The 17,491-nt window shown below is 74.3% G+C and carries 21 protein-coding genes; 12 read left to right on the top strand and 9 right to left on the bottom strand.

Going from position 1 to position 17,491, the window contains the following annotated elements; all coding sequences use genetic code 11:
- Positions 1-30: 30 nt before the first annotated feature.
- Positions 31-1,056 carry an acetyltransferase domain-containing protein gene (locus VQ02_RS08895; RefSeq protein WP_048443815.1) on the top strand — a complete coding sequence of 342 codons (1,026 nt, stop codon included), beginning with the start codon at positions 31-33 and terminating at the stop codon, positions 1,054-1,056.
- Between the two features lie 50 nt (positions 1,057-1,106).
- On the opposite strand, the gene efp is transcribed toward VQ02_RS08895, so the two are convergent.
- On the bottom strand, positions 1,107-1,676 hold the full coding sequence (gene efp, locus VQ02_RS08890; RefSeq protein ID WP_048443814.1) for an elongation factor P: 570 nt from the start codon (positions 1,674-1,676) through the stop codon (positions 1,107-1,109).
- Positions 1,677-1,863: 187 nt separating this feature from the next.
- On the opposite strand from efp, the gene epmA reads away from it, so the two are divergent.
- From epmA to VQ02_RS08865, 5 genes are all read left to right on the top strand, one after another.
- Entirely contained in the window at positions 1,864-2,916 is a 1,053-nt protein-coding gene (gene epmA / locus VQ02_RS08885) for an EF-P lysine aminoacylase EpmA (RefSeq protein ID WP_048443813.1), read from the top strand.
- Positions 2,913-4,022 carry a lysine-2,3-aminomutase-like protein gene (locus tag VQ02_RS08880; RefSeq protein WP_048443812.1) on the top strand — a complete coding sequence of 370 codons (1,110 nt, stop codon included), beginning with the start codon at positions 2,913-2,915 and terminating at the stop codon, positions 4,020-4,022. Before epmA ends, VQ02_RS08880 begins: the two co-directional genes overlap by 4 nt.
- Positions 3,998-4,615 carry a glutathione S-transferase family protein gene (locus tag VQ02_RS08875; protein WP_048443811.1) on the top strand — a complete coding sequence of 206 codons (618 nt, stop codon included), beginning with the start codon at positions 3,998-4,000 and terminating at the stop codon, positions 4,613-4,615. Before VQ02_RS08880 ends, VQ02_RS08875 begins: the two co-directional genes overlap by 25 nt.
- A gap of 103 nt (positions 4,616-4,718) precedes the next feature.
- Positions 4,719-5,423, top strand: a complete 705-nt coding sequence (locus VQ02_RS08870) for a ribonuclease activity regulator RraA (RefSeq protein WP_048443810.1) — start codon at positions 4,719-4,721, stop codon at positions 5,421-5,423.
- A gap of 41 nt (positions 5,424-5,464) precedes the next feature.
- On the top strand, positions 5,465-6,253 hold the full coding sequence (locus VQ02_RS08865) for a YdcF family protein (protein ID WP_048443809.1): 789 nt from the start codon (positions 5,465-5,467) through the stop codon (positions 6,251-6,253).
- A gap of 6 nt (positions 6,254-6,259) precedes the next feature.
- Here VQ02_RS08865 and VQ02_RS08860 read toward each other — a convergent pair whose 3' ends face one another.
- The 4 genes from VQ02_RS08860 to VQ02_RS08845 form a co-directional block, all read right to left on the bottom strand.
- A complete protein-coding gene (locus VQ02_RS08860) occupies positions 6,260-6,523 on the bottom strand; it encodes a DUF3253 domain-containing protein (RefSeq protein WP_048443808.1) in 264 nt (87 codons plus the stop codon).
- On the bottom strand, positions 6,513-7,220 hold the full coding sequence (locus VQ02_RS08855) for a DUF599 domain-containing protein (protein WP_048443807.1): 708 nt from the start codon (positions 7,218-7,220) through the stop codon (positions 6,513-6,515). Before VQ02_RS08855 ends, VQ02_RS08860 begins: the two co-directional genes overlap by 11 nt.
- A gap of 11 nt (positions 7,221-7,231) precedes the next feature.
- Positions 7,232-7,534: an acylphosphatase gene (locus VQ02_RS08850; protein ID WP_048443806.1), complete on the bottom strand. Its 303-nt coding sequence runs from the start codon at positions 7,532-7,534 to the stop codon at positions 7,232-7,234.
- 91 nt (positions 7,535-7,625) lie between these two features.
- Positions 7,626-8,036: a hypothetical protein gene (locus VQ02_RS08845; protein ID WP_048443805.1), complete on the bottom strand. Its 411-nt coding sequence runs from the start codon at positions 8,034-8,036 to the stop codon at positions 7,626-7,628.
- 173 nt (positions 8,037-8,209) lie between these two features.
- Between VQ02_RS08845 and VQ02_RS08840 the strand changes: the two genes are divergently transcribed.
- From VQ02_RS08840 to VQ02_RS08830, 3 genes are read left to right on the top strand one after another with little or no spacing between them, the layout of a single operon-like run.
- Positions 8,210-8,548, top strand: coding sequence for a hypothetical protein (locus VQ02_RS08840; protein WP_245239666.1), 339 nt, complete (start codon positions 8,210-8,212; stop codon positions 8,546-8,548).
- Between the two features lie 16 nt (positions 8,549-8,564).
- The gene (locus tag VQ02_RS08835; RefSeq protein WP_245239665.1) at positions 8,565-10,541 is read left to right on the top strand and encodes an AAA family ATPase; all 1,977 of its coding nucleotides are present in this window, start codon (positions 8,565-8,567) and stop codon (positions 10,539-10,541) included.
- Complete coding sequence (locus tag VQ02_RS08830; RefSeq protein WP_048443803.1) at positions 10,538-11,551, top strand: hypothetical protein; 1,014 nt, start codon at positions 10,538-10,540, stop codon at positions 11,549-11,551. The genes VQ02_RS08835 and VQ02_RS08830 overlap by 4 nt, the downstream gene beginning before the upstream one ends.
- A gap of 216 nt (positions 11,552-11,767) precedes the next feature.
- Here VQ02_RS08830 and VQ02_RS08825 read toward each other — a convergent pair whose 3' ends face one another.
- Positions 11,768-12,448 (bottom strand): hypothetical protein, encoded by a 681-nt coding sequence (locus VQ02_RS08825; protein WP_048443802.1) that lies wholly within the window; start codon positions 12,446-12,448, stop codon positions 11,768-11,770.
- Positions 12,449-12,785: 337 nt separating this feature from the next.
- Between VQ02_RS08825 and VQ02_RS08820 the strand changes: the two genes are divergently transcribed.
- The 3 genes from VQ02_RS08820 (at position 12,786) to VQ02_RS08810 (ending at position 15,149) form a co-directional block, all read left to right on the top strand.
- A complete protein-coding gene (locus VQ02_RS08820) occupies positions 12,786-13,529 on the top strand; it encodes a hypothetical protein (RefSeq protein WP_048443801.1) in 744 nt (247 codons plus the stop codon).
- A 178-nt stretch (positions 13,530-13,707) separates the two neighbouring features.
- Entirely contained in the window at positions 13,708-14,607 is a 900-nt protein-coding gene (locus tag VQ02_RS08815) for a dienelactone hydrolase family protein (protein ID WP_048443800.1), read from the top strand.
- Positions 14,608-14,729: 122 nt separating this feature from the next.
- Positions 14,730-15,149 carry a response regulator gene (locus VQ02_RS08810; RefSeq protein ID WP_048443799.1) on the top strand — a complete coding sequence of 140 codons (420 nt, stop codon included), beginning with the start codon at positions 14,730-14,732 and terminating at the stop codon, positions 15,147-15,149.
- A gap of 3 nt (positions 15,150-15,152) precedes the next feature.
- On the opposite strand, the gene VQ02_RS08805 is transcribed toward VQ02_RS08810, so the two are convergent.
- From VQ02_RS08805 to VQ02_RS08795, 3 genes are read right to left on the bottom strand one after another with little or no spacing between them, the layout of a single operon-like run.
- Positions 15,153-15,629: a RidA family protein gene (locus VQ02_RS08805; RefSeq protein WP_048443798.1), complete on the bottom strand. Its 477-nt coding sequence runs from the start codon at positions 15,627-15,629 to the stop codon at positions 15,153-15,155.
- Between the two features lie 17 nt (positions 15,630-15,646).
- On the bottom strand, positions 15,647-16,132 hold the full coding sequence (locus VQ02_RS34675; protein WP_053080291.1) for a hypothetical protein: 486 nt from the start codon (positions 16,130-16,132) through the stop codon (positions 15,647-15,649).
- A 29-nt stretch (positions 16,133-16,161) separates the two neighbouring features.
- Complete coding sequence (locus VQ02_RS08795) at positions 16,162-17,286, bottom strand: AI-2E family transporter (protein ID WP_083469123.1); 1,125 nt, start codon at positions 17,284-17,286, stop codon at positions 16,162-16,164.
- Positions 17,287-17,491 lie beyond the last annotated feature (205 nt).

The following is a 17,491-nucleotide window of genomic DNA, read 5'->3' as shown; positions in this document are numbered from 1 at the left end:
CAGGCACCGGCGCGGAGGCCGGGCTCGGCTATGACGGCACCGGTGCCGCCGTCCCGGAGAGACCCGATTCCGACCCCGACCCCCAGTGCCGCGCCGGCCCGGCGCCTCGCGATCATCGATCTCGCCCGGGGCCTCGCCCTCCTGGCAATGGCCCTCTACCACCTGACCTGGGACCTCGGCTTCCTGCGGCTGACGCCCGAGAACGCCGCCCTGTCGCCGGCGGGCCGGGCGGCGGCGCACGGCATCGCCGCGAGCTTCCTGATGCTCGTCGGGGTGAGCCTCGTGCTCGCCCGGGGACGCAGGTCAGGGTGGTGGCGCCCCTATCTCCGGCGGCTCGGCCGCATCGCGGCGGCGGCCGGGCTGATCTCGCTCGCGACCCTCTGGGCCTTTCCCGGCTCCTGGATCTTCTTCGGCATCCTGCACTGCATCGCCGTCTCGAGCGTGCTGGCGCTGCCGGCCCTGTCGGCGCCGCTGCCGCTCGTCGGGCTCGCCGCGGCGATTGTCCTCGCCGGGCCGGCGCTCGCCGCGGCGGCGGGAGTGCCGGGCTTCCTCGACACGCCGGCGCTGCTCTTCCTCGGTCTCGGCGCCACGGTGCCGACGACGAACGACTACGTGCCGCTGTTTCCCTGGTTCGGCTTCGTGCTGGCGGGGGTGGAGCTCGGGCGGATCGGGCTGCCGCGCCTCGCGGCCTCGCGGCTCGGGACCTGGGCGCCACGGCGCCCGGCGGCGCGGCTCGCGGCCGCGGCGGGGCGGCACAGCCTCGCGGTCTACCTCGTGCACCAGCCGGTGCTGCTCGGGCTGCTCTACGGGGTCGCGGCGCTCACCGGGCCGCATCCGCGGGCCGGGGAGGCCCAGTTCCTGCGCGAGTATCGGGCGAACTGCGCCGAGGCCGGCGGCGGCGAAGCGGCCTGCCGGGTGGCGGCGCGCTGCGTGCTCGAGCGGCTGCGCCGGGACGGCCTGTGGCAGGCGGCCGCGGGGAGCGCCTTCACGGCGGAGGACCAGGCGCGGGCGCTCGAGGCATCCCGGTCGTGCTTCCGGGCTGCGGGCGGCGCGTAGCCGCCCGGGGGAATCCTGCGGTCGGGCGGCGGCGCGCCGCCCGCCGGACCTCAGTCCTTGGCGCGCTCGACGTAGGAGCCGTCCGCCGTCATGATGACGACGCGGGTGCCGGTGGAGATGTGGGGCGGCACCAGGGTGCGCACGCCGTTCGAGAGCGTGGCGGGCTTGTAGGACGAGGACGCGGTCTGGCCCTTGGTCACCGGCTCGGTGTCGGTGATCTCCAGGGTCACGCGCTGGGGCAGCTCGATCGCCAGCGGCACGCCGTTATGGGTCGAGAGCATCACCGCCATGCCCTCCTGCAGGTAGGCGGCCTGGTCGCCGATCACGTCCTCCGGCACTGCGAGCTGCTCGTAGGATTCTGGATTCATGAAGTGGAACCCCTCGGCGTCGCTGTAGAGGTAGGTGTGCTCCCGGTCCTCGACGTAGGCGCGCTCGACCTGCTCGGTGGTGCGGTAGCGCTCCGAGATCTTCACCCCGTCGGTGATCCGGCGCATGTCGAGCTGGGTCACCGGCGTGCCCTTGCCGGGGTGGATGTTCTCGGCGGAGAGGATCACGTAGAGCCGGCCGTCCTTGTCGACGACATTGCCTTTGCGGAGAGAGCTGGCGATCACCTTCGGCACGGGGCGAATCCTGGTCTGAGAGCGTTGACAGGGAGCGGCGGCGTCCGCCAAGCCGCGGGCGCCTGTCTGCCGGGCCGCGGGCGCTCGGCCGCGCCGGCAGACGAAGCCTTCGGCCCGCCCTATCGCATCTCAGGCGCCACCGCCAGTCGCCCGCCACCCGATGATCGCCTCGCGCAGTGACCTCAGCATGACCGCCGCCTCGCCCTGGTGGGCCCCCCACGTCCACGCCGACCGCCGGCCGCGGCTCCTCCTGCGCAACCGCATCGCCGCGTCGCTGCGGGGCTGGTTTTCGGCCCGCGACTTCGTCGAGGTCGAGGCCGCCGCCCTCCAGATCTCGCCGGGCAACGAGGCGCATCTCTCGGCCTTCGGCACCCGGGAGATCGGGCCGGACGGCGCGGAGCGGCCGCTCTACCTGCACACCTCGCCGGAATTCGCCTGCAAGAAGCTGCTGGCGGCGGGCGAGCGGCGCCTGTTCAGCCTCGGCCCGGTCTACCGCAACCGCGAGCGCGGACCCCTGCACCACCCGGAATTCACCATGCTCGAGTGGTACCGGGCGGGGGAGACCTACGACAGCCTGATGCGCGACTGCGCCGCCCTGCTCAGCCTCGCCGCCGAGACCGCCGGTACGCGGACCTTCACTTGGCGCGGGGTCGAGGCCGACCCCTTCGCCGAGCCGGAGCGCGTGAGCGTCGCCGAGGCCTTCGCCCGCTACGCCGGCATCGACCTCCTGGCGACGGTCGCGCCCGATGGGAGCACGGACGGCGCGGCGCTCGCCGCGGCGCTCGGGCGGGCGGGCATCCGGACCGCCCCCGACGACACCTGGGCCGACCTCGTGAGCCGGGTGATGGTGGAGCGGGTCGAGCCGATGCTCGGCCGGGGCCGGGCGACGATCCTGTGCGAGTACCCGATCCCCGAGGCGGCGCTCGCCCGGCCGAGCCCCGGCGACCCGCGGGTGGCGGAGCGCTTCGAGCTCTATTGCTGCGGCGTCGAGCTCGCCAACGCCTTCGGCGAGCTGACCGATCCGGCAGAGCAGCGCCGGCGCTTCGCCGCCGAGATGGACGAGAAGGAGCGGATCTACGGCGAGCGCTACCCCCTCGACGAGGATTTCCTCGCCGCCCTCGGCCGGATGCCCGAGGCGAGCGGCATCGCGCTCGGCTTCGACCGCCTCGTGATGCTGGCGACCGGCGCCCGCCGGATCGAGGAGGTGATCTGGACTCCCGTGGCCGAGGGCCCGCGATGACCGGTGCGGTGCGCGCGCCGTTGCGCGGCCCGGCGGCGCTCGCGGAGCGGGGCCTCGTGACGGCCGAGCGGCTGCCGGCGCTGGAGCGGGTCGCGGCGCGCTACGCAGTGTCGATCACCCCCGCGATGGCGGACCTGATCGAGGACCCGGACGACGGCGTCGGCCGCCAGTTCGTGCCGCGGGCGGAGGAACTCGTCACCGCCCCGGAGGAGCGGGCCGACCCGATCGGCGACGGGGCCCATGCCCCGCTGCCCGGCATCGTCCACCGCTACCCCGACCGGGTGCTGCTCAAGCCGCTGCACGTCTGCCCGGTCTATTGCCGCTTCTGCTTCCGGCGCGAGGTGGTCGGGCCGGAGGGGCAGGGGAGCCTCACCGAGGCGGAGCTCGACGCCGCGCTCGCCTACATCGCCGACCACCCGGAGATCTGGGAGGTGGTGATCACCGGCGGCGATCCGCTCGTCCTCTCGCCCCGGCGGCTCGGCCGCATCGCCGCCGCCCTGCGGGTCGTGCCCCACGTCCGCGTGCTGCGCCTGCACACCCGCGTGCCCGTCGTCGATCCGGCCCGGGTCGACGCGGACCTGATCGGGGCGCTCAAGGCGTTCGGCGGCGCGGTGTTCGTGGCGCTCCACGCCAACCACCCGCGGGAATTCTCGGAAGGGGCCCGCGCCGCCATCGCCCGCCTCGTCGATGCCGGGATCCCGATGGTGAGCCAGTCGGTGCTGCTCAGCCAGGTCAACGACGATCCCGAGACCCTGGCGGCGCTGATGCGCGCTTTCGTCGAGAACCGGATCAAGCCGTACTACCTGCACCACGGCGACCTCGCCCCGGGTACGCGCCACCTGCGCACGACGCTCGAGGCCGGCCAGGCCCTGATGCGGTCCTTGCGCGGCCGGGTCTCGGGCCTCGCCCAGCCGACCTACGTCCTCGACATCCCGGGCGGATACGGCAAGGTGCCGGTGGGGCCGGGCTACCTGGCCGGCGGCCCCGCGGGCTGGACCGTCACCGACCCTCGCGGCGGGACGCACGCCTACCCGCCGCGAGACGATCCGAAGCAAGACGATCCGACGGGAGGGGACGCGGGATGCGCAGGCTCTGGGGACGGCTGAGCTCCGTCAACGTGCAGAAGGCGGTGTGGGGACTGGAGGAGCTGGGCCTCCCCTACGAGCGGGTCGAGGCCGGCGGCGCCTTCGGCCGGGTGGGAGACCCGGACTACCTGGCGCTGAACCCCAACGGCCTCGTGCCGGTGATGGAGGAGGACGGCTACGTCCTCTGGGAGTCGAACGCGATCCTGCGCTACCTCGCCCGCCGACACGGCACCGGCGGCCTCTGGCCGGAGGATCCGCGGGAGGCGGGCCTCGTCGACCAGTGGCTCGACTGGCAGGCGACCCGCTTCACCCCCTCGACACGGGACGCGTTCTGGCAGACGGTCCGCACCCCGCCCGAGCAGCGCGACCAGGCGGTCATCGACCGCTCGGTCGAGGCCTCGGAAGCCTGCGCAGGCCTCCTCGACGCCCATCTGGCGGGGCGCGCCTACGCGGTCGGCGACCGGTTCACGGCGGCCGACATCGCGCTTGGCGCCGCCACCCACCGCTGGCTCCACCTCGACGTGCCGCGGACCGAGCGGCCGGCCCTGCGCGCTTGGTACGAGCGCGTGCGGGCCCGGCCGGCCGCCGATGTTGCGCTGCCGCCGCTGAGCTGAGCCGGCACGGGCCGATCCGCGCGGCCATGCGCCCACGGCGTGGCCGCGCGCGCCAGGATCGGCTAGGTCTGACTTCGTCACTCCCCACGCCCCCGAAGGCCCGATGCCGCTCGACAAGACGCTCCTCGACGCCCTGCAGGCCGTCACCACCGCGACCCTCACCACCGTGCTCCTCAAGAAAGGCATCCGGCGCTGCTGGATGCGCGGGCCGATGCCGCGCTTCGCCGCCGGGCAGCGGGTGGTCGGCCCGGCCTTCACCCTGCGCTTCGTGCCGGCCCGCGAGGATCTGGCGACCCCCGAATCCTGGTCGAGCCCGACCTCGACCCGCGCGGCGATCGAGGCGATGCCCGAGGGCTGCATCGCGGTGGTGGACGCGATGGGCGTGCAGGATGCCGGCATCTTCGGCGACATCCTCTGCGCGCGGATGAAGAAGCGGGGCGTCGCGGCGCTCGTCACGGACGGCGTCGTGCGCGACGGCGAGGGTGTCGACGGCACCGGCCTGCCGGTCTGGTGCTCCGGCGTCGCGGCGCCGGCCTCGGTGGCGGGCCTGACCTTCGTCGGCTGGGGCGAGCCGGTCGGCTGCGGCGGCGTCGCGGTCTATCCCGACGACATCGTGGTGGCGGACGGCGACGGGGCGGTGCTGATCCCGGCGGCCCTCGCCGAGGAGGTGGCGCTCGCCGCCGTCGAGCAGGAGCGCCTCGAGCTCTGGATCATGCGCGAGGTCGACAAGGGCGTGTCCCTGCCGGGCCTCTACCCGCCGAACGCCGAGACCCGGGCCCGCTACGAGGCCGAGACCGGCAAGGCCTGACGATCGGCAAGGCCTGATCCGCGCCGGCCGGGACCATCCCGGTGTTCTTCGTGCTCTCGAAGGTGCTGTGGTTCCTCACGGCACCCTCGAACCTGCTCCTGCTCCTGGTTCTGACCGGGGCAGGGCTCAGCGTGCGCTGGCGGCGCCTCGGCCTCGGGCTCTGCGCCGCCTCCGGCCTTATCCTGCTCGCGGGCGGGCTCTCGCCCCTGGCGTCGCTCGTGTTCGGGCCGCTCGAGAACCGATTCCCGGAATTCCGCGACGACGGCGCCCCGGTCGCCGGGATCGTGGTGCTCGGCGGCGCCGTCGAGACCGGGCTGTCGGCGGCCCGCGGCCAGCTCGTCCTCAATGACGCCGGCGAGCGCATGGTGGCCCTTGGCGACCTCGCCCGCCGGTATCCGGAGGCCACGGTCGTCTTCGCCGGCGGCTCCGGCCGGCTCACCGGCGACGGCGCCGTCTCCGAGGCCGCGATCGTGCGCCGTCGCGCCGCGTCGCTCGGCGTCGCGCCGGAGCGGATCACCTACGAGGACCGCTCCCGCAACACCCGGGAGAACGCCGCCTTCAGCGCCGAGCTGGTGAAGCCGAAGCCCGGCGAGCGCTGGCTCCTCGTCACCTCGGCCTGGCACATGCCGCGGGCGATGGGCTGCTTCCGCCACGCCGGCTTCACGGTGACGGCCTACCCGGTCGACTACCGCACCAGCCCCCGCGTCGTCGCCATCCACTCCACCGCCGGGGACGGACTGTTCGAGCTCGACATCGCGGTGCGCGAGTGGCTCGGCCTCGTGGCCTACCGGATGTCCGGCTACACCGCGACGGTGTTTCCGGGTCCGTGAGTCCCGCTACCGCGGCAGCGACAGCCGGTAGACGCCCCGGAAGTCGTCCGGGTCCGGCACGACCTTGCCCTTGCGCAGGATGGCGATGCGGCCCTCCTTCATCAGCCGCACCGCCTGGCGGCGGATCGGCTGCATCAGCGGGCCCCATCCGTCCGGATGCGGCCCGCCGAGAGCCCGGGCGACCTCGGAAGGGCAGACGGTCTTGTCGGCGCCGCGATCGGTCACGAGGCGCAGGATGGTGAGCTCGAGCTCGTAATCGTCAGGGATCATCGTGGTCCTGCAGGGCGCGGCGGGCGTCGGAGGCGAACTGGCGCTGCCACATCACCGTGAGCACCATCGCGGTGGTGACGAGCAGCACGTAGCCGCTGACGAACCAGCCCAGATAGGCCAGCGCGAAGAAGAAGGCGCGCTGGCCGCGGTTGAAGTGGCCGCCCGCCACCACGTTCATGGCGGCGGCCCGGCGCGCCGCCCGGGCGATCCGCACCGGGTCGCCGTCATGGGGCGGCACGGCGCCGATCAGGATGGCGCCGTAGTTGAACAGCCGGTAGGCCCAGGCGAACTTGAAGAACGCGTAGACGAAGATCAGGGCGAGGCCCGCCACCTTGATCTCCCACACCGCCCGGGTCATCGGCGCCCCGAGCGGCAGGGTCGAGAACAGCGTCAGGGCGTCGTCGGCGGAGCGCGACAGGGTGAGCGCGCTGCCGAGCGCGATCAGCGCCGTCGAGGCGAAGAAGGCGGTCCCGTTCTGGAGCGAGGCGTTGATCGTGGTGTCGACCACCCGGTTCTCGCGCACCATCTGCTGGTCGGCCCAGGCGTGGCGGTAGCGGTTCATCATGCCGTTGAGGCTGCGCTTGCCGCCGCCGAGGTGCTCGACCGCGTAGGAGTAGCCGAACCAGGCCGAGAGGAAGCAGACGAGGGCGGCGGCATCGACGAGCGAGAAGCTGCTCAGGCCGAGATCAGGGAACATGCCGGGGGCCGTCAGGCCGTCGGCAGGATCTGCACGCCGCGCGGGCCAGCGGCGTCCGGGCGGTCGCTCGCGGCCAGATCCCCGACGGTGACGTCCTCGACCCTCGCCCCGGGCGGTCCCTCGCGGCAGGCCTCGATCATCGCCGCGACGGCGTCCTCCGGCCCGGACAGGCGGGCCTCGACGCTGCCGTCGCGCCGGTTGCGCACGGTGCCGGAGAGGCCCCGCGCCTCCGCCACGCCCTTGGTCCAGGCCCGGTAGCCGACGCCCTGGACGCGGCCCCGGACGATGATCTCCACGCTGCGGTGCCCGCTCACGATCGCCCGCTCCCCGCACGGCCTCTGCTCGGGCGGGCTCTAGAATACTTTTCGCCGCGAGGGGAGAGCGGATGCGCGGGCGCCGCCGCGATCAGGCGCTCGCCGCGACCAGCGGACGGATCGCGGGGGCGGGGCGCAGCGCGGGCGCGCGGGGGCGCACCAGGTCGGCGAGGGGTACGAACGCGTCCGGCGCCGCACCGCCCACCCGGGTGCCGAAGCCGAGGGCGAAGGAGAGCGTGAGCTTGCGGTCGGGCACGATGCCGAAGGCGGCGAGCGCCGCGGCGAAGGCCTCGCGGAAGCTGCGCACGCCGCACCAGCTCTTCTCAGAGAGGTGCAGCGGCCACTCCCAGTAGCCGTCGGGCCGCCGGGCGTCCAAGGCGTCGCGGTCGATGAAGTAGCCGGTGTCCCGGTGCTCCAGGCCGTCCGCATGGAGGCGCCAGTCCCGGTTCTCGAACAGCGGGGCAGCCTCGGCCGCGGCGTCGTCCAGGCGGATGGTCTCCATGCGGGTCTCCCGAGGTTCCACCGCGACGCCGCGCCGCCTCCCGGGTCGGCTCACCACGTGGAACATTACCGGAACACTGGGCTGATTTGCACAGGCCGTCAACAGGGCCGGACGAACATTTCTCGAACGCCGGCGCCGTTGCCAAAGCGCGGGCCGGATGCCACCTCAGGCCGATGACGACGAGGAGCGAGATGGAGCGCAGCCGCAAGGGGCAGGAGCCGCGGGACGCGAGCCCGGACGTCGAGGCGCTGCGCCGCCTCGAGGCGCTGCAGCCGGCCTACGAGCGCCTGCGGGCCGACCGCATCCGGGCCGAGAGCGACGTCGAGCGGCTGACCGCCGAGCTGGCGGCGGCCCGGGCCCAGGCCAGGGAGGAGCTCGGCACCGACGACGAGGCCGAGATCCGGCGCATGATCGAGGAGGCCCGGGCCGAGAACGCCCGCCGGGTCGAGGCTTTCGCGCAGGCCCTGCGGGCGGTGCAGGACCGCCTCGCCGCCCTCGACACGGCCCGCTGACCGGCCGGCCCCAGGCGTGACCCCGACCGACACCCAGGACGGCCTGCCTCAGGGCGGCGTCTCTCACGACGACCTCGCGCGCGCCGCCCGCATGCTCGCCCGCCTCGAGGCGGCCCGCGACCGCGACCGGGCCGACCTCGCGGCCCGGACCCGGGCGGTCGCGGCCGCCAAGGGCCGGCTCGCCCAGCGCGACGCCGTCGACACCTACCTGCGCGAGCTGCAGCAGGACGCCAACCGGCGCAGCGTCGCGACCTTCGAGACGCTGCTCACCGCCCTCGTCCGCGAGGTCCTGCCCGGCGAGAAGCCGGTGCGCCTCGACCTCACCACGGAGCGCGGCCTGCCGGCCCTCGACATCGCGGTCGAGCGCCCGGACGGCGGCCGCGAGGACGTGCTGGAGGACAACGGCGGCGCGATGACCAACGTGGTCGGCATGGCCCTGCGCCTGATCGCGGTGGTCAAGGCCGGCGTCGGCCGCTTCCTCGCCCTCGACGAGGCGGATTGCTGGATCGCGCCGGACCGGGTGCCGGCCTTCTACCGGGTGCTCGACGACGGCGCCGCCCGGCTCGGCGTGCAGTGCCTGGCGATCTCGCACCACGACGTCGCGGGGTTCGACGCCGGCCTGACGGTCAGCCGCATCGCCGGGCGGCCGGAAACCGGGGTCGCCATCGACGGGTCGGCGGCTTCCTGCGCGGCGGCGTGGTCGCCGGAGATGCCGGGCTTCCGCTTCGTGCGCCTCGTCGACGTCCAGGGCTTTTCCGACGCGACGCTGCCGCTCAGTCCCGGGGTCAACGCCCTGGTCGGGCCGAACAACCACGGCAAGTCGACGGTGATCCGGGCCCTGCGCGCAGTGTTCTACGGCGAGGTGCGCGACAGCCTGGTGCGGGCGGGCGCAAGCGCGGCGCGGGTCGAGATCGGCGTCGCCGGCGGGCGCATCCTGCGCTACGTCCGCCAGCCCAGGCGCACCCCGGTCAACCTGTGGTCGCTGCACGAGGCGGACGGCTCGCTGGTGCAGGAGAACGGCGCGACCCTCGAGACCGGCGGCCGCGACGTGCCCTCTTGGGTCGAGCGCCTGTTCGGCATCACCCGGGTCGAGGAACTCGACGTCCACGTGGCGCACCAGAAATTTCCGGTCTTCCTGCTCGGCGAGAAGCCGGCCCGGCGCTCGGCGGTGCTGTCGATCGGCCGCGAGGCCGGGCTGATCCGCGACATGCAGGCGCTCCAGCGCGAGCGCGTCACCGAGGACCAGCGCACGGTCCGCGAGGGCGAGCGCGAGATCACCCGCCTGCGGGAGAGGCTCGGTCACCTCGACGGGCTCGACGCCCTCGCGGAGGCGCTGCAGGACCTCCGGGCGCAGGCGGTCAGCCTCGATGCGGAGGCGGCGCGCCTGCGCGACCGCGAGGCGCTGCGCGACCGCCTCGCCCGCGCCGCCCGCCTCGCCGCCGGCGCCGCGGCCCGCGCCAGCGCGCTGGCGGCGCTGCCCGGCCCCGAGATCGGCGCAGAACTCGGGCGCGCGCTCGCGGAGGCGCGCCACCGCGAGGCGGTGGGGCGCCGGGTCCTCGGCGGCGCCCGCGACCTTGCCGCCGCGCAGGCGCGGCTCGCCGCCCTCGCGGAGCTGCCGCGGGAGGCGCCGGTGCCGCGGGACTCGCGGGCGGCCACCGCCCACGCCGCCCGGCTGCGCCGCCTGACGCGCGACCTCGCCGATGCCGAGGGCCGGGCGGCACTCCTCGAGACCCTGCCCGACGCGGCACCGCAGCCGGTGCTCCGGCCGGACGCCGCGGCGACGGCCCGGCGCCTCGCCGAGATCGGCCGCCGCCTCGCCGAGGCCCGGGCCCGGGCGGACGCGGCTCGAGACGGCCTCGCCGCGACGGAGGCCGCGATGGCGGAGGTGCTGGCCGCGACCGGCGGGCGCTGCCCGGCCTGCGGCACGCCCACGGCCCCGGCCGCTCTGCTCGCCGGGCATCGCCACGGCACCCGGCCGGAGGAAGCGGCGTGATCCTCGGACACGAGCGGCTCGACGCCGCGCCGGTTGAGTGCGCCGGCCTCCTGGTGATCGGCGACCCGCACGTCTCGTCGCGCCGGCCCGGCCGGCGCAAGGATCCCGACTGGCCGGCGCCGGTGCTGGCCAAGCTCGATCACTGCGTCGCGCTGGCCAATGCCCGGGACCTCGCGCCCCTGCTCCTCGGCGACCTGTTCGAGCGGCCGGTGGAGCCGGACGAGAGCCTGAAGTCGCGCCTCATCCGGATCCTCAAGGGGTTTCGCCACCGGCCGCTCGCCAATGTCGGCAACCACGACATCCGCCACACCCGCCTGTCGGACGGCGACAGCCTGGCGATGCTGGCGGTGAGCGACGTCCTCGACGTGGTTCCCGAATCCGGCCCGGCGGCGCATTACCGGGTCGACGGGCGCCACCTCGGCCTGGGTGCCACGCCGTTCGGCCAGGCGATCCCGGCGGATGCGCGCGGGCTCTTTCCCGCGGCGGACAAGGTCGTCTGGCTCACCCACCACGACCTCGCCTTCGGGGCCGGCTATCCCGGCGCGGTGCCGCCCGACGCGATCCTCGGCTGCGACCTCGCCATCAACGGCCACGTCCACAAGCGCCACGCGCCGGTGCGGGTCGGCGCGACGCTGTGGTTCAACCCGGGCAACATCACCCGGGCCTCCGTCGACCTGATCGCCCACGTCCCCGCCGCCTTCGTGCTCGCCGGCGACCTCTCCTTGAGCGAGGAGCGCCTGCCCTTCGCGGCTGACGTGTTCGACCTCACCGGCCGTCAGGTCGCCGTAGACATCGCCGCCGACGCCTCGCCGGAGGCCGCCGGCCGAGTCGAGAGCGCCTTCGTGTCCCTGCTGCGGGCCGAGACCGCGACGGACCTCGCCCGCAGCGACGATGGCGCCCTGATCCGCGAGGAGATCGAGGCGAAGTTCACGCGCGACGACACGCCGGAACCGGTGCGGGCGGCGATCCGCTCGCTCGTCGAGGCGGCGGTGGCGCGGCGGGGGACCTGACGGCGCTCAGCCCGCGGCCGCCAACCCCCTCATCCGAACTGAGCGGCATCCGGGCTGAAAGGACGAGACGCTCGTCATGAGGCTCTTCCCCTTTCCCGGACGACTGGGGCGTCGGCGGAAGGAGATTCGGGACAGGGGGTGCTTGGCTGGAGCACCGGTCCAGCGGGTTCTGGCCTCTGTCGTGTGCCGTGGCGTGCAACGCCGCGTCCGACCTGCTCAGAAGCCGAACGGATCCGGATAGGGCAGCGGGCGCCGGCGCACCGGGGTCTCGGGCAGGATCGGGCGGCTGATGTCGACCGCCACCAGCCCCTCGACGGCGAGCGCCAGCACCGCGGCGACGCCGTCCTGGGCGTTGATCGCCATGGCGGCGCACTCGACCAGGCGGCCGGTGCCGCACTCGTCGAGGTGGTGGAGGACCCGCACCCGGTCGCCGGCCGAGACGTAGGTGCGGCGGCAGGCCATGATCAGGCGCACGGTCGAGATGCGGGGCTCGGCCCGCAGGGTCGCGGCGCTCTCGATCACGAAGCGGCGGCCGTCCTCGGCCAGCACCGGCTCACCGGCCACGTAGGCGGTGCGAAACGGATGACGGCCGAGATCGGCCTCCGCCACCACGTCGATGAGGAGGCCCGGCTCGTCGGTCCGGACCTGCTCGAAATCGGCGGCGTGCTCGACCGTCGCGTCGCCGAGCTGCAGGCGGACCGGAGCCGGGGCGGCGCGCAGGCGCTCCACCACCGGGTCGAGGGCCGCGATGGCGAGGAAGTCGGCGACCAGGGCCGGGCGGGGCACCGACGGCGCGAGGGCGCCGCCGCGCCGGGGCGCAACGCCCCGCACCGCGCTGCGGCGCTGGCCGGGCCGCTCGAGCAGGGTCGCGGGGTCGAGGAGGGCAGGGGTGCTCATGCGGGGCTCCGGAGCGGCGGGCGGCGCGCACCGAGCGACCTGCTACAGTCTTGCTCGTGCGTCTCTGAAGGAACATTTAGCGAACGAGATCCTTGCGAGCAACGGCGCGGAAATCGACGTCACAACGGCGCGGCGGTTCTGATCGGGGACTCGTCGCCGCTCAGCCTCGGCACGCGGCGGCGATGCGACAAAACATCATCGCGGCCGGCCGCATCCTCTGGCCTTGCTGAGGCGAAAACGCTCGCGAATCGCCATATGCCGTGCTAGAGAGAACAAACAGGGAACCGGCCGTCCCGTCCAGCCCGGAGCCCGCTGTCAGCAGGTGAGATCGATCGACATGAGCGCAACCACGGACAAGCAGATCGCGGACATCCTCGCCACCTACGGCGAGCCCCTGGCCGGCAACGTCTGGCGCGTGCAGGGCACGGCCGTGATCTATCACAAGGCCCTGGAGCGGATCGCCGTGCAGGCCCGCATCCGCTTCGACGCCCCGGTGATCGTGCGGGCCGAGCGGGACGAGGCGGTGATCCTGGTGACCGGCCACATGCCGGGCCCGAACGGCGACCGCACCGAGTGGTCGATCGGCGAGGCCCTGATCGGCGTGAACTACCGGGTCTCCGGCAAGCAGGCGGCCTACGTCTTCGCCATGGCGGAGAAGCGGGCGAAGGACCGGGTGATCCTGAAGCTCGCCGGCCTGCACGGCCTGCTCTATTCCGAGGACGAGGCCGACGAGTTCAAGGCGAGCCGACCCGATCTCGTGGCGGCGAACACGCAGGCCCGCAAGGCCGGTCCGGCACCCGCGCCGGAGGAGGGCGAGGCGGCGGACGACGCCGAGGCGCCGCGGGCCGCGCCGGAATCGGCGGCCGGCTCGGCGGAGGCCGACCTGACGGCGCGCATCGACGAGGCGCAGTCGATCAACGCGGTGACCGACCTGATGCTCGCCCCCGAGACGCAATCCGCGCTCGCGGCGATGCCGTCGGGCCTGCGCGACGAGGTGCGCGAGCACGCCAAGGCCCGGCTCGTGGCCCTCGGCTGGCCCGCCCGCAGCGCCGCCAAGGCCCGCAAGGCCGCGGTAGCCTGACCGCGACCCGCCGATCGTGCCGAACGACAGGGCCGTCCGCCGCGCGGAGGGCCCTTCTTTCGTCGCGCCTGACTGGATCGTGACCGTGGACGGCGCATGTTCGCCCTTGCCCCCCGGGCGCCGGCACGCATGATCGCGCCCCGGCGCGAACCTGCGCCGGCACGGGGAGGGCAGGCGGATGGCGAACAGCGACGAGGCACGGGCGGGCGCGGCAACGGACCTCGAGCAGCTCGACGGCTTGGTGATCCCGCCCTTCTCCCGGCGCGGCTTCGTGATGACGGGCCTGATGAGCGGCCTGACGCTGGCCACCACCCGGGTCGAGGCGCAAGCGATCCGCACCGACGAGGCCGGCATCGTCGCCGGCGAGGTGCGGATCCCGGTCGGCGACGGGCCGATGCCGGCCTACCGGGCGATGCCGGAAGGGCCCGGGCCGTTCCCGATCGTCCTCGTGGTCGAGGAGATCTTCGGAGTCCACGAATACATCAAGGACATCTGCCGGCGGCTCGCCAAGGCCGGCTACACCGCGGTGGCGCCCGAGCTGTTCGCCCGCCAGGGCGACGTCTCGAAGATGACCGACGTGCAGGAGATCGTCCGCGAGGTCGTGTCGAAGACGCCGGACGCGCAGGTGATGGGCGACCTCGACGCCTCCGCCGCCTGGGCGGCCGCGGAGGCCAAGGGCGATCCGGGCAAGCTCGGCATCACCGGCTGGTGCCGCGGCGGCCGCACCGTGTGGCTCTACGCCGCCCACAGCGCCAGCCTGAAGGCGGGCGTGGCCTGGTACGGCAATTTCGGCGGCAACCGCACCGGCATCCAGCCGAAGACCGCTGCCGACGTGATCCCGGACATCCGCGCCCCGATCCTCGGCCTCTACGGCGCATCTGACGCCGGGATCCCGGTCGCCGACGTCGAGAAGGCGCGCGACGCGGCGAAGGCCGCCGGCAAGACCGTCGACATCGTGATCTTCCCGGACGCGCCGCACGGCTTTCACGCCGATTACCGCCCGAGCTACCGCAAGGGCCCGGCGGAGGATGGCTGGGCGCGGATGCTGGCGTGGTTCCGCCAGCACGGTGTCGCCTGATTTCCGATGCGATTCGACCGGGGCGTTGCGGCCGCCCTTGCATGGCCGCAACACCTCGGGTGAGATTGTTCCAGGGCCCCGGGAGCTATGCAACCACTGGGCCGTCCGCTCGTTCCCTGCTCATGACCGAGTCCAGCGCCGCCGCGAAGACCCAGCCCGTGATCCTGGTCGTCGAGGACGAACCGGAGGAGCGCTTCCTCGCGGCCACGCTGCTGGAGGAAACGGGCTTCCGCGTCATCGAGGCCGAGACGGCCGAGAAGGCCCTCGCCATCCTGCGCGAGCGGGGCGAGGAGGTGAACGTCGTCTTCTCCGACGTGCGCACGCCGGGCCAGATCGGCGGGTTCGAGCTGGCGCGGATCATCGGCGTCACCTGGCCGCGGGTCCACGTGCTGCTCACCTCCGGCGATGCCGGCGACCAGCCGAGCGACCTGCGCATGTCGGCCACCTTCATCCCGAAGCCCTGGCGCGCCCTCGACATCCTCACCCTCGTCGAGCAGGCGGCCGGCTACCACACCGGCCGCGCGACGGGCGACGCGCACTAACCCTCACCTCACCTCGAAGATCCCGTCGACCTCGACGCTGGCATTGGCCGGCAGGCTCGCGACGCCGATCGCCGTGCGGGCGTGGCGGCCGGCCTCGCCGAAGAGCTGCGCCATCAGGTCGGAGGCGCCGTTGACCGCCTTCGGCACGTCGGGCCAGCCTTGGTTCACCTGAACGAAGCCGCCGAGGCGGTGGCAGCGCACCACCCGGTCGAGTTCGCCGTCGAGGGCGAGGCTCAACGCCGCGAGCAGGTTGAGGGCGCAGACCTGCGCCGCTTCGCGGCCGGTGGCGATGTCGGTCACCGGGCCGGTGAACCGCACCTCCCCCTCCCACTCGCAGATCTGCCCGGCAAGCCACAGCGTCGGCCCGATGCGCGAGAACGGCAGGAACGCGCCGCGGGGCTCGGGCACGCGCGGCAGCGTCAGGCCGAGATCGGCGAGGCGGCGGGCAGCCTCGCCGCGGGGGGTGGGAGCTTGGCTCATCGGACGACCTCTCGGAATCAGCGGGAGCCCGCCCCGGGAATCGGCGGCGGAACGACGAAGACGCCGCCGGGCGCGGGCGCGGGACCGATCACCCGTCCGTAGGGCTCGGGATAGGAACCGTAGCGGTCGTCGCGGCGGTAGCCCGGAGGCGCCACGTCCCGCCACCGGCGGGAGCGGCCATCCGCGTCGCGGCGGTCCCGCTCGTCCCAGTCGCGGCGCCCGCGGCCGCCGACGTCGCGATCCCGGTCGTCGCGATCGCGGCGCCGCGGCAGGATCTCGTCAGGGTCCCGGCGATCGGCCTCCCGCCGGTCGAACTCCCTCCGGTCGACGTCGCGCCGGTCGCCGTCCCGAAGGTCGCGGTCGTCGCGCGAGCACGAGTCGGCGCGACGGCCGTCATCGTCGCCGTAGCCGCGCCGGGGGCGCGGGCTGTCGTCGTCCCATTGCGCCGCGGCGGGACAGGCGGAAAGGCCGGCGAGCAGGGCGGCGGCGAGCAGGAATCTCATCGGGGTGGGCGGTCTCTCGGCACGGCGAATCAGGAGACGGGCCGGTCGTCGCCCGCAGTATACTCGCGCCACAGCAGCACCAGGGCCGCCATCACGGCCGGCCCGAGGAAGAGGCCGAGGAGCCCGAAGCTCTCGACGCCCCCGAGAATGCCGAGCAGCACCCACAGGAAGGGCAAGCGGGTGGCGCCGCCGATCAGCGCCGGGCGGACGAAGTGGTCGGCCACGAAGGTCACGACGAGGCCGGCGACCACCACCACCACCGCCGCGGTGACGCTGCCCTGGGCGCCGGCGAGCAGGGCGGCGAGGCCGAAGGCCACCGGGGCCGCGAACGGGATCATGGCGGCGAGCGCGGTCGCGGCGCCGAGGAGCACCGGGTGCGGCACCCCCGCGAAGGCGTAGACCACGCCCAGCAGGAAGCCCTCGCCGAGGCCGACCAGCACCAGACCGTCCACGGTGCCGTGGACCGAGGCCACCATCTGGCGCGCCACCCGCTCGCCGCGCGGGCCGAACAGCCGGCGCGCCGCCGACAGCGCCTGCGCCGCGACCGCCGACCCGTCGCGGAACAGGAAGAACAGGGTCAGCAGGGTGAAGCCGAACAGCACGGCCCGGTGGACGATCTGGCTGCCGAAGGTGCGCCCGAAACCGACGACCGATGAGTGGTTGAGCGACTGGTCGAGGCGGTGCAGCACCTCGGACGAGCCCTGCGGGTGGCTCAGGTTCTCCTGCCACCAGGCCGAGACCTGCGCGGCCCCGAAGGGCAGGCGGGCGACGAAGTCCGGCACCGGCCAGCCCTGCTCCTCGATCCGGCGCCAGAACCCGATCGCGTCGTGCGCCTCCCGCGCCGCCTGCACGGCGGCCACCACGAGCGGCACCAGGATCACCAGGGCCACCACCAGGGTGAGGAGGGCGGGCCAGAGGACGTTGTGCCGGCCCGGCGGCGCGATCCGCACCAGCCGCTCGCGCAGCGGCCACAGGGCGATCGACAGGATCACCGCCCAGGCGAGAGCCGGCAGGTAGGGGTGCAGCACCCAGACGCCGAGGCCGGCGAGGCCGACGACCAGCGCAGCGCGGGCGAAGGCGGAGGTGCCCGTCGCAGCCGGCAGCGTGGCCGCCGGTCCCGGCCCGGACTCCGCCGGGGGCTTCACGTGTTCCATGCCGGTCGTTCCTCGGGTTGGTCCTCGGCCGGTGCTCCGCGGGTGCGTCATCCGGCCTGACCTAGGGCGTGGCGCGGCCGCGGAAACGCCGCGCGGTTGCCGGCCCGGCCCCCCTCGTGTATGCGGGCCCCTCGACCGGGCGCGGCCCGGCGGACCCGTTTCGGGTAGGCGGTTTCGTGGCCGGGGCGCGGGCGGTGTCCGGAGG

Origin of the sequence: Methylobacterium variabile (assembly GCF_001043975.1) — a bacterium.
In the GTDB taxonomy this organism is placed as follows: Bacteria; Pseudomonadota; Alphaproteobacteria; order Rhizobiales; family Beijerinckiaceae; genus Methylobacterium; species Methylobacterium variabile.
Note: the sequence above shows the minus strand (reverse complement) of the source record. Positions and strands in the feature narration are given on the sequence as shown.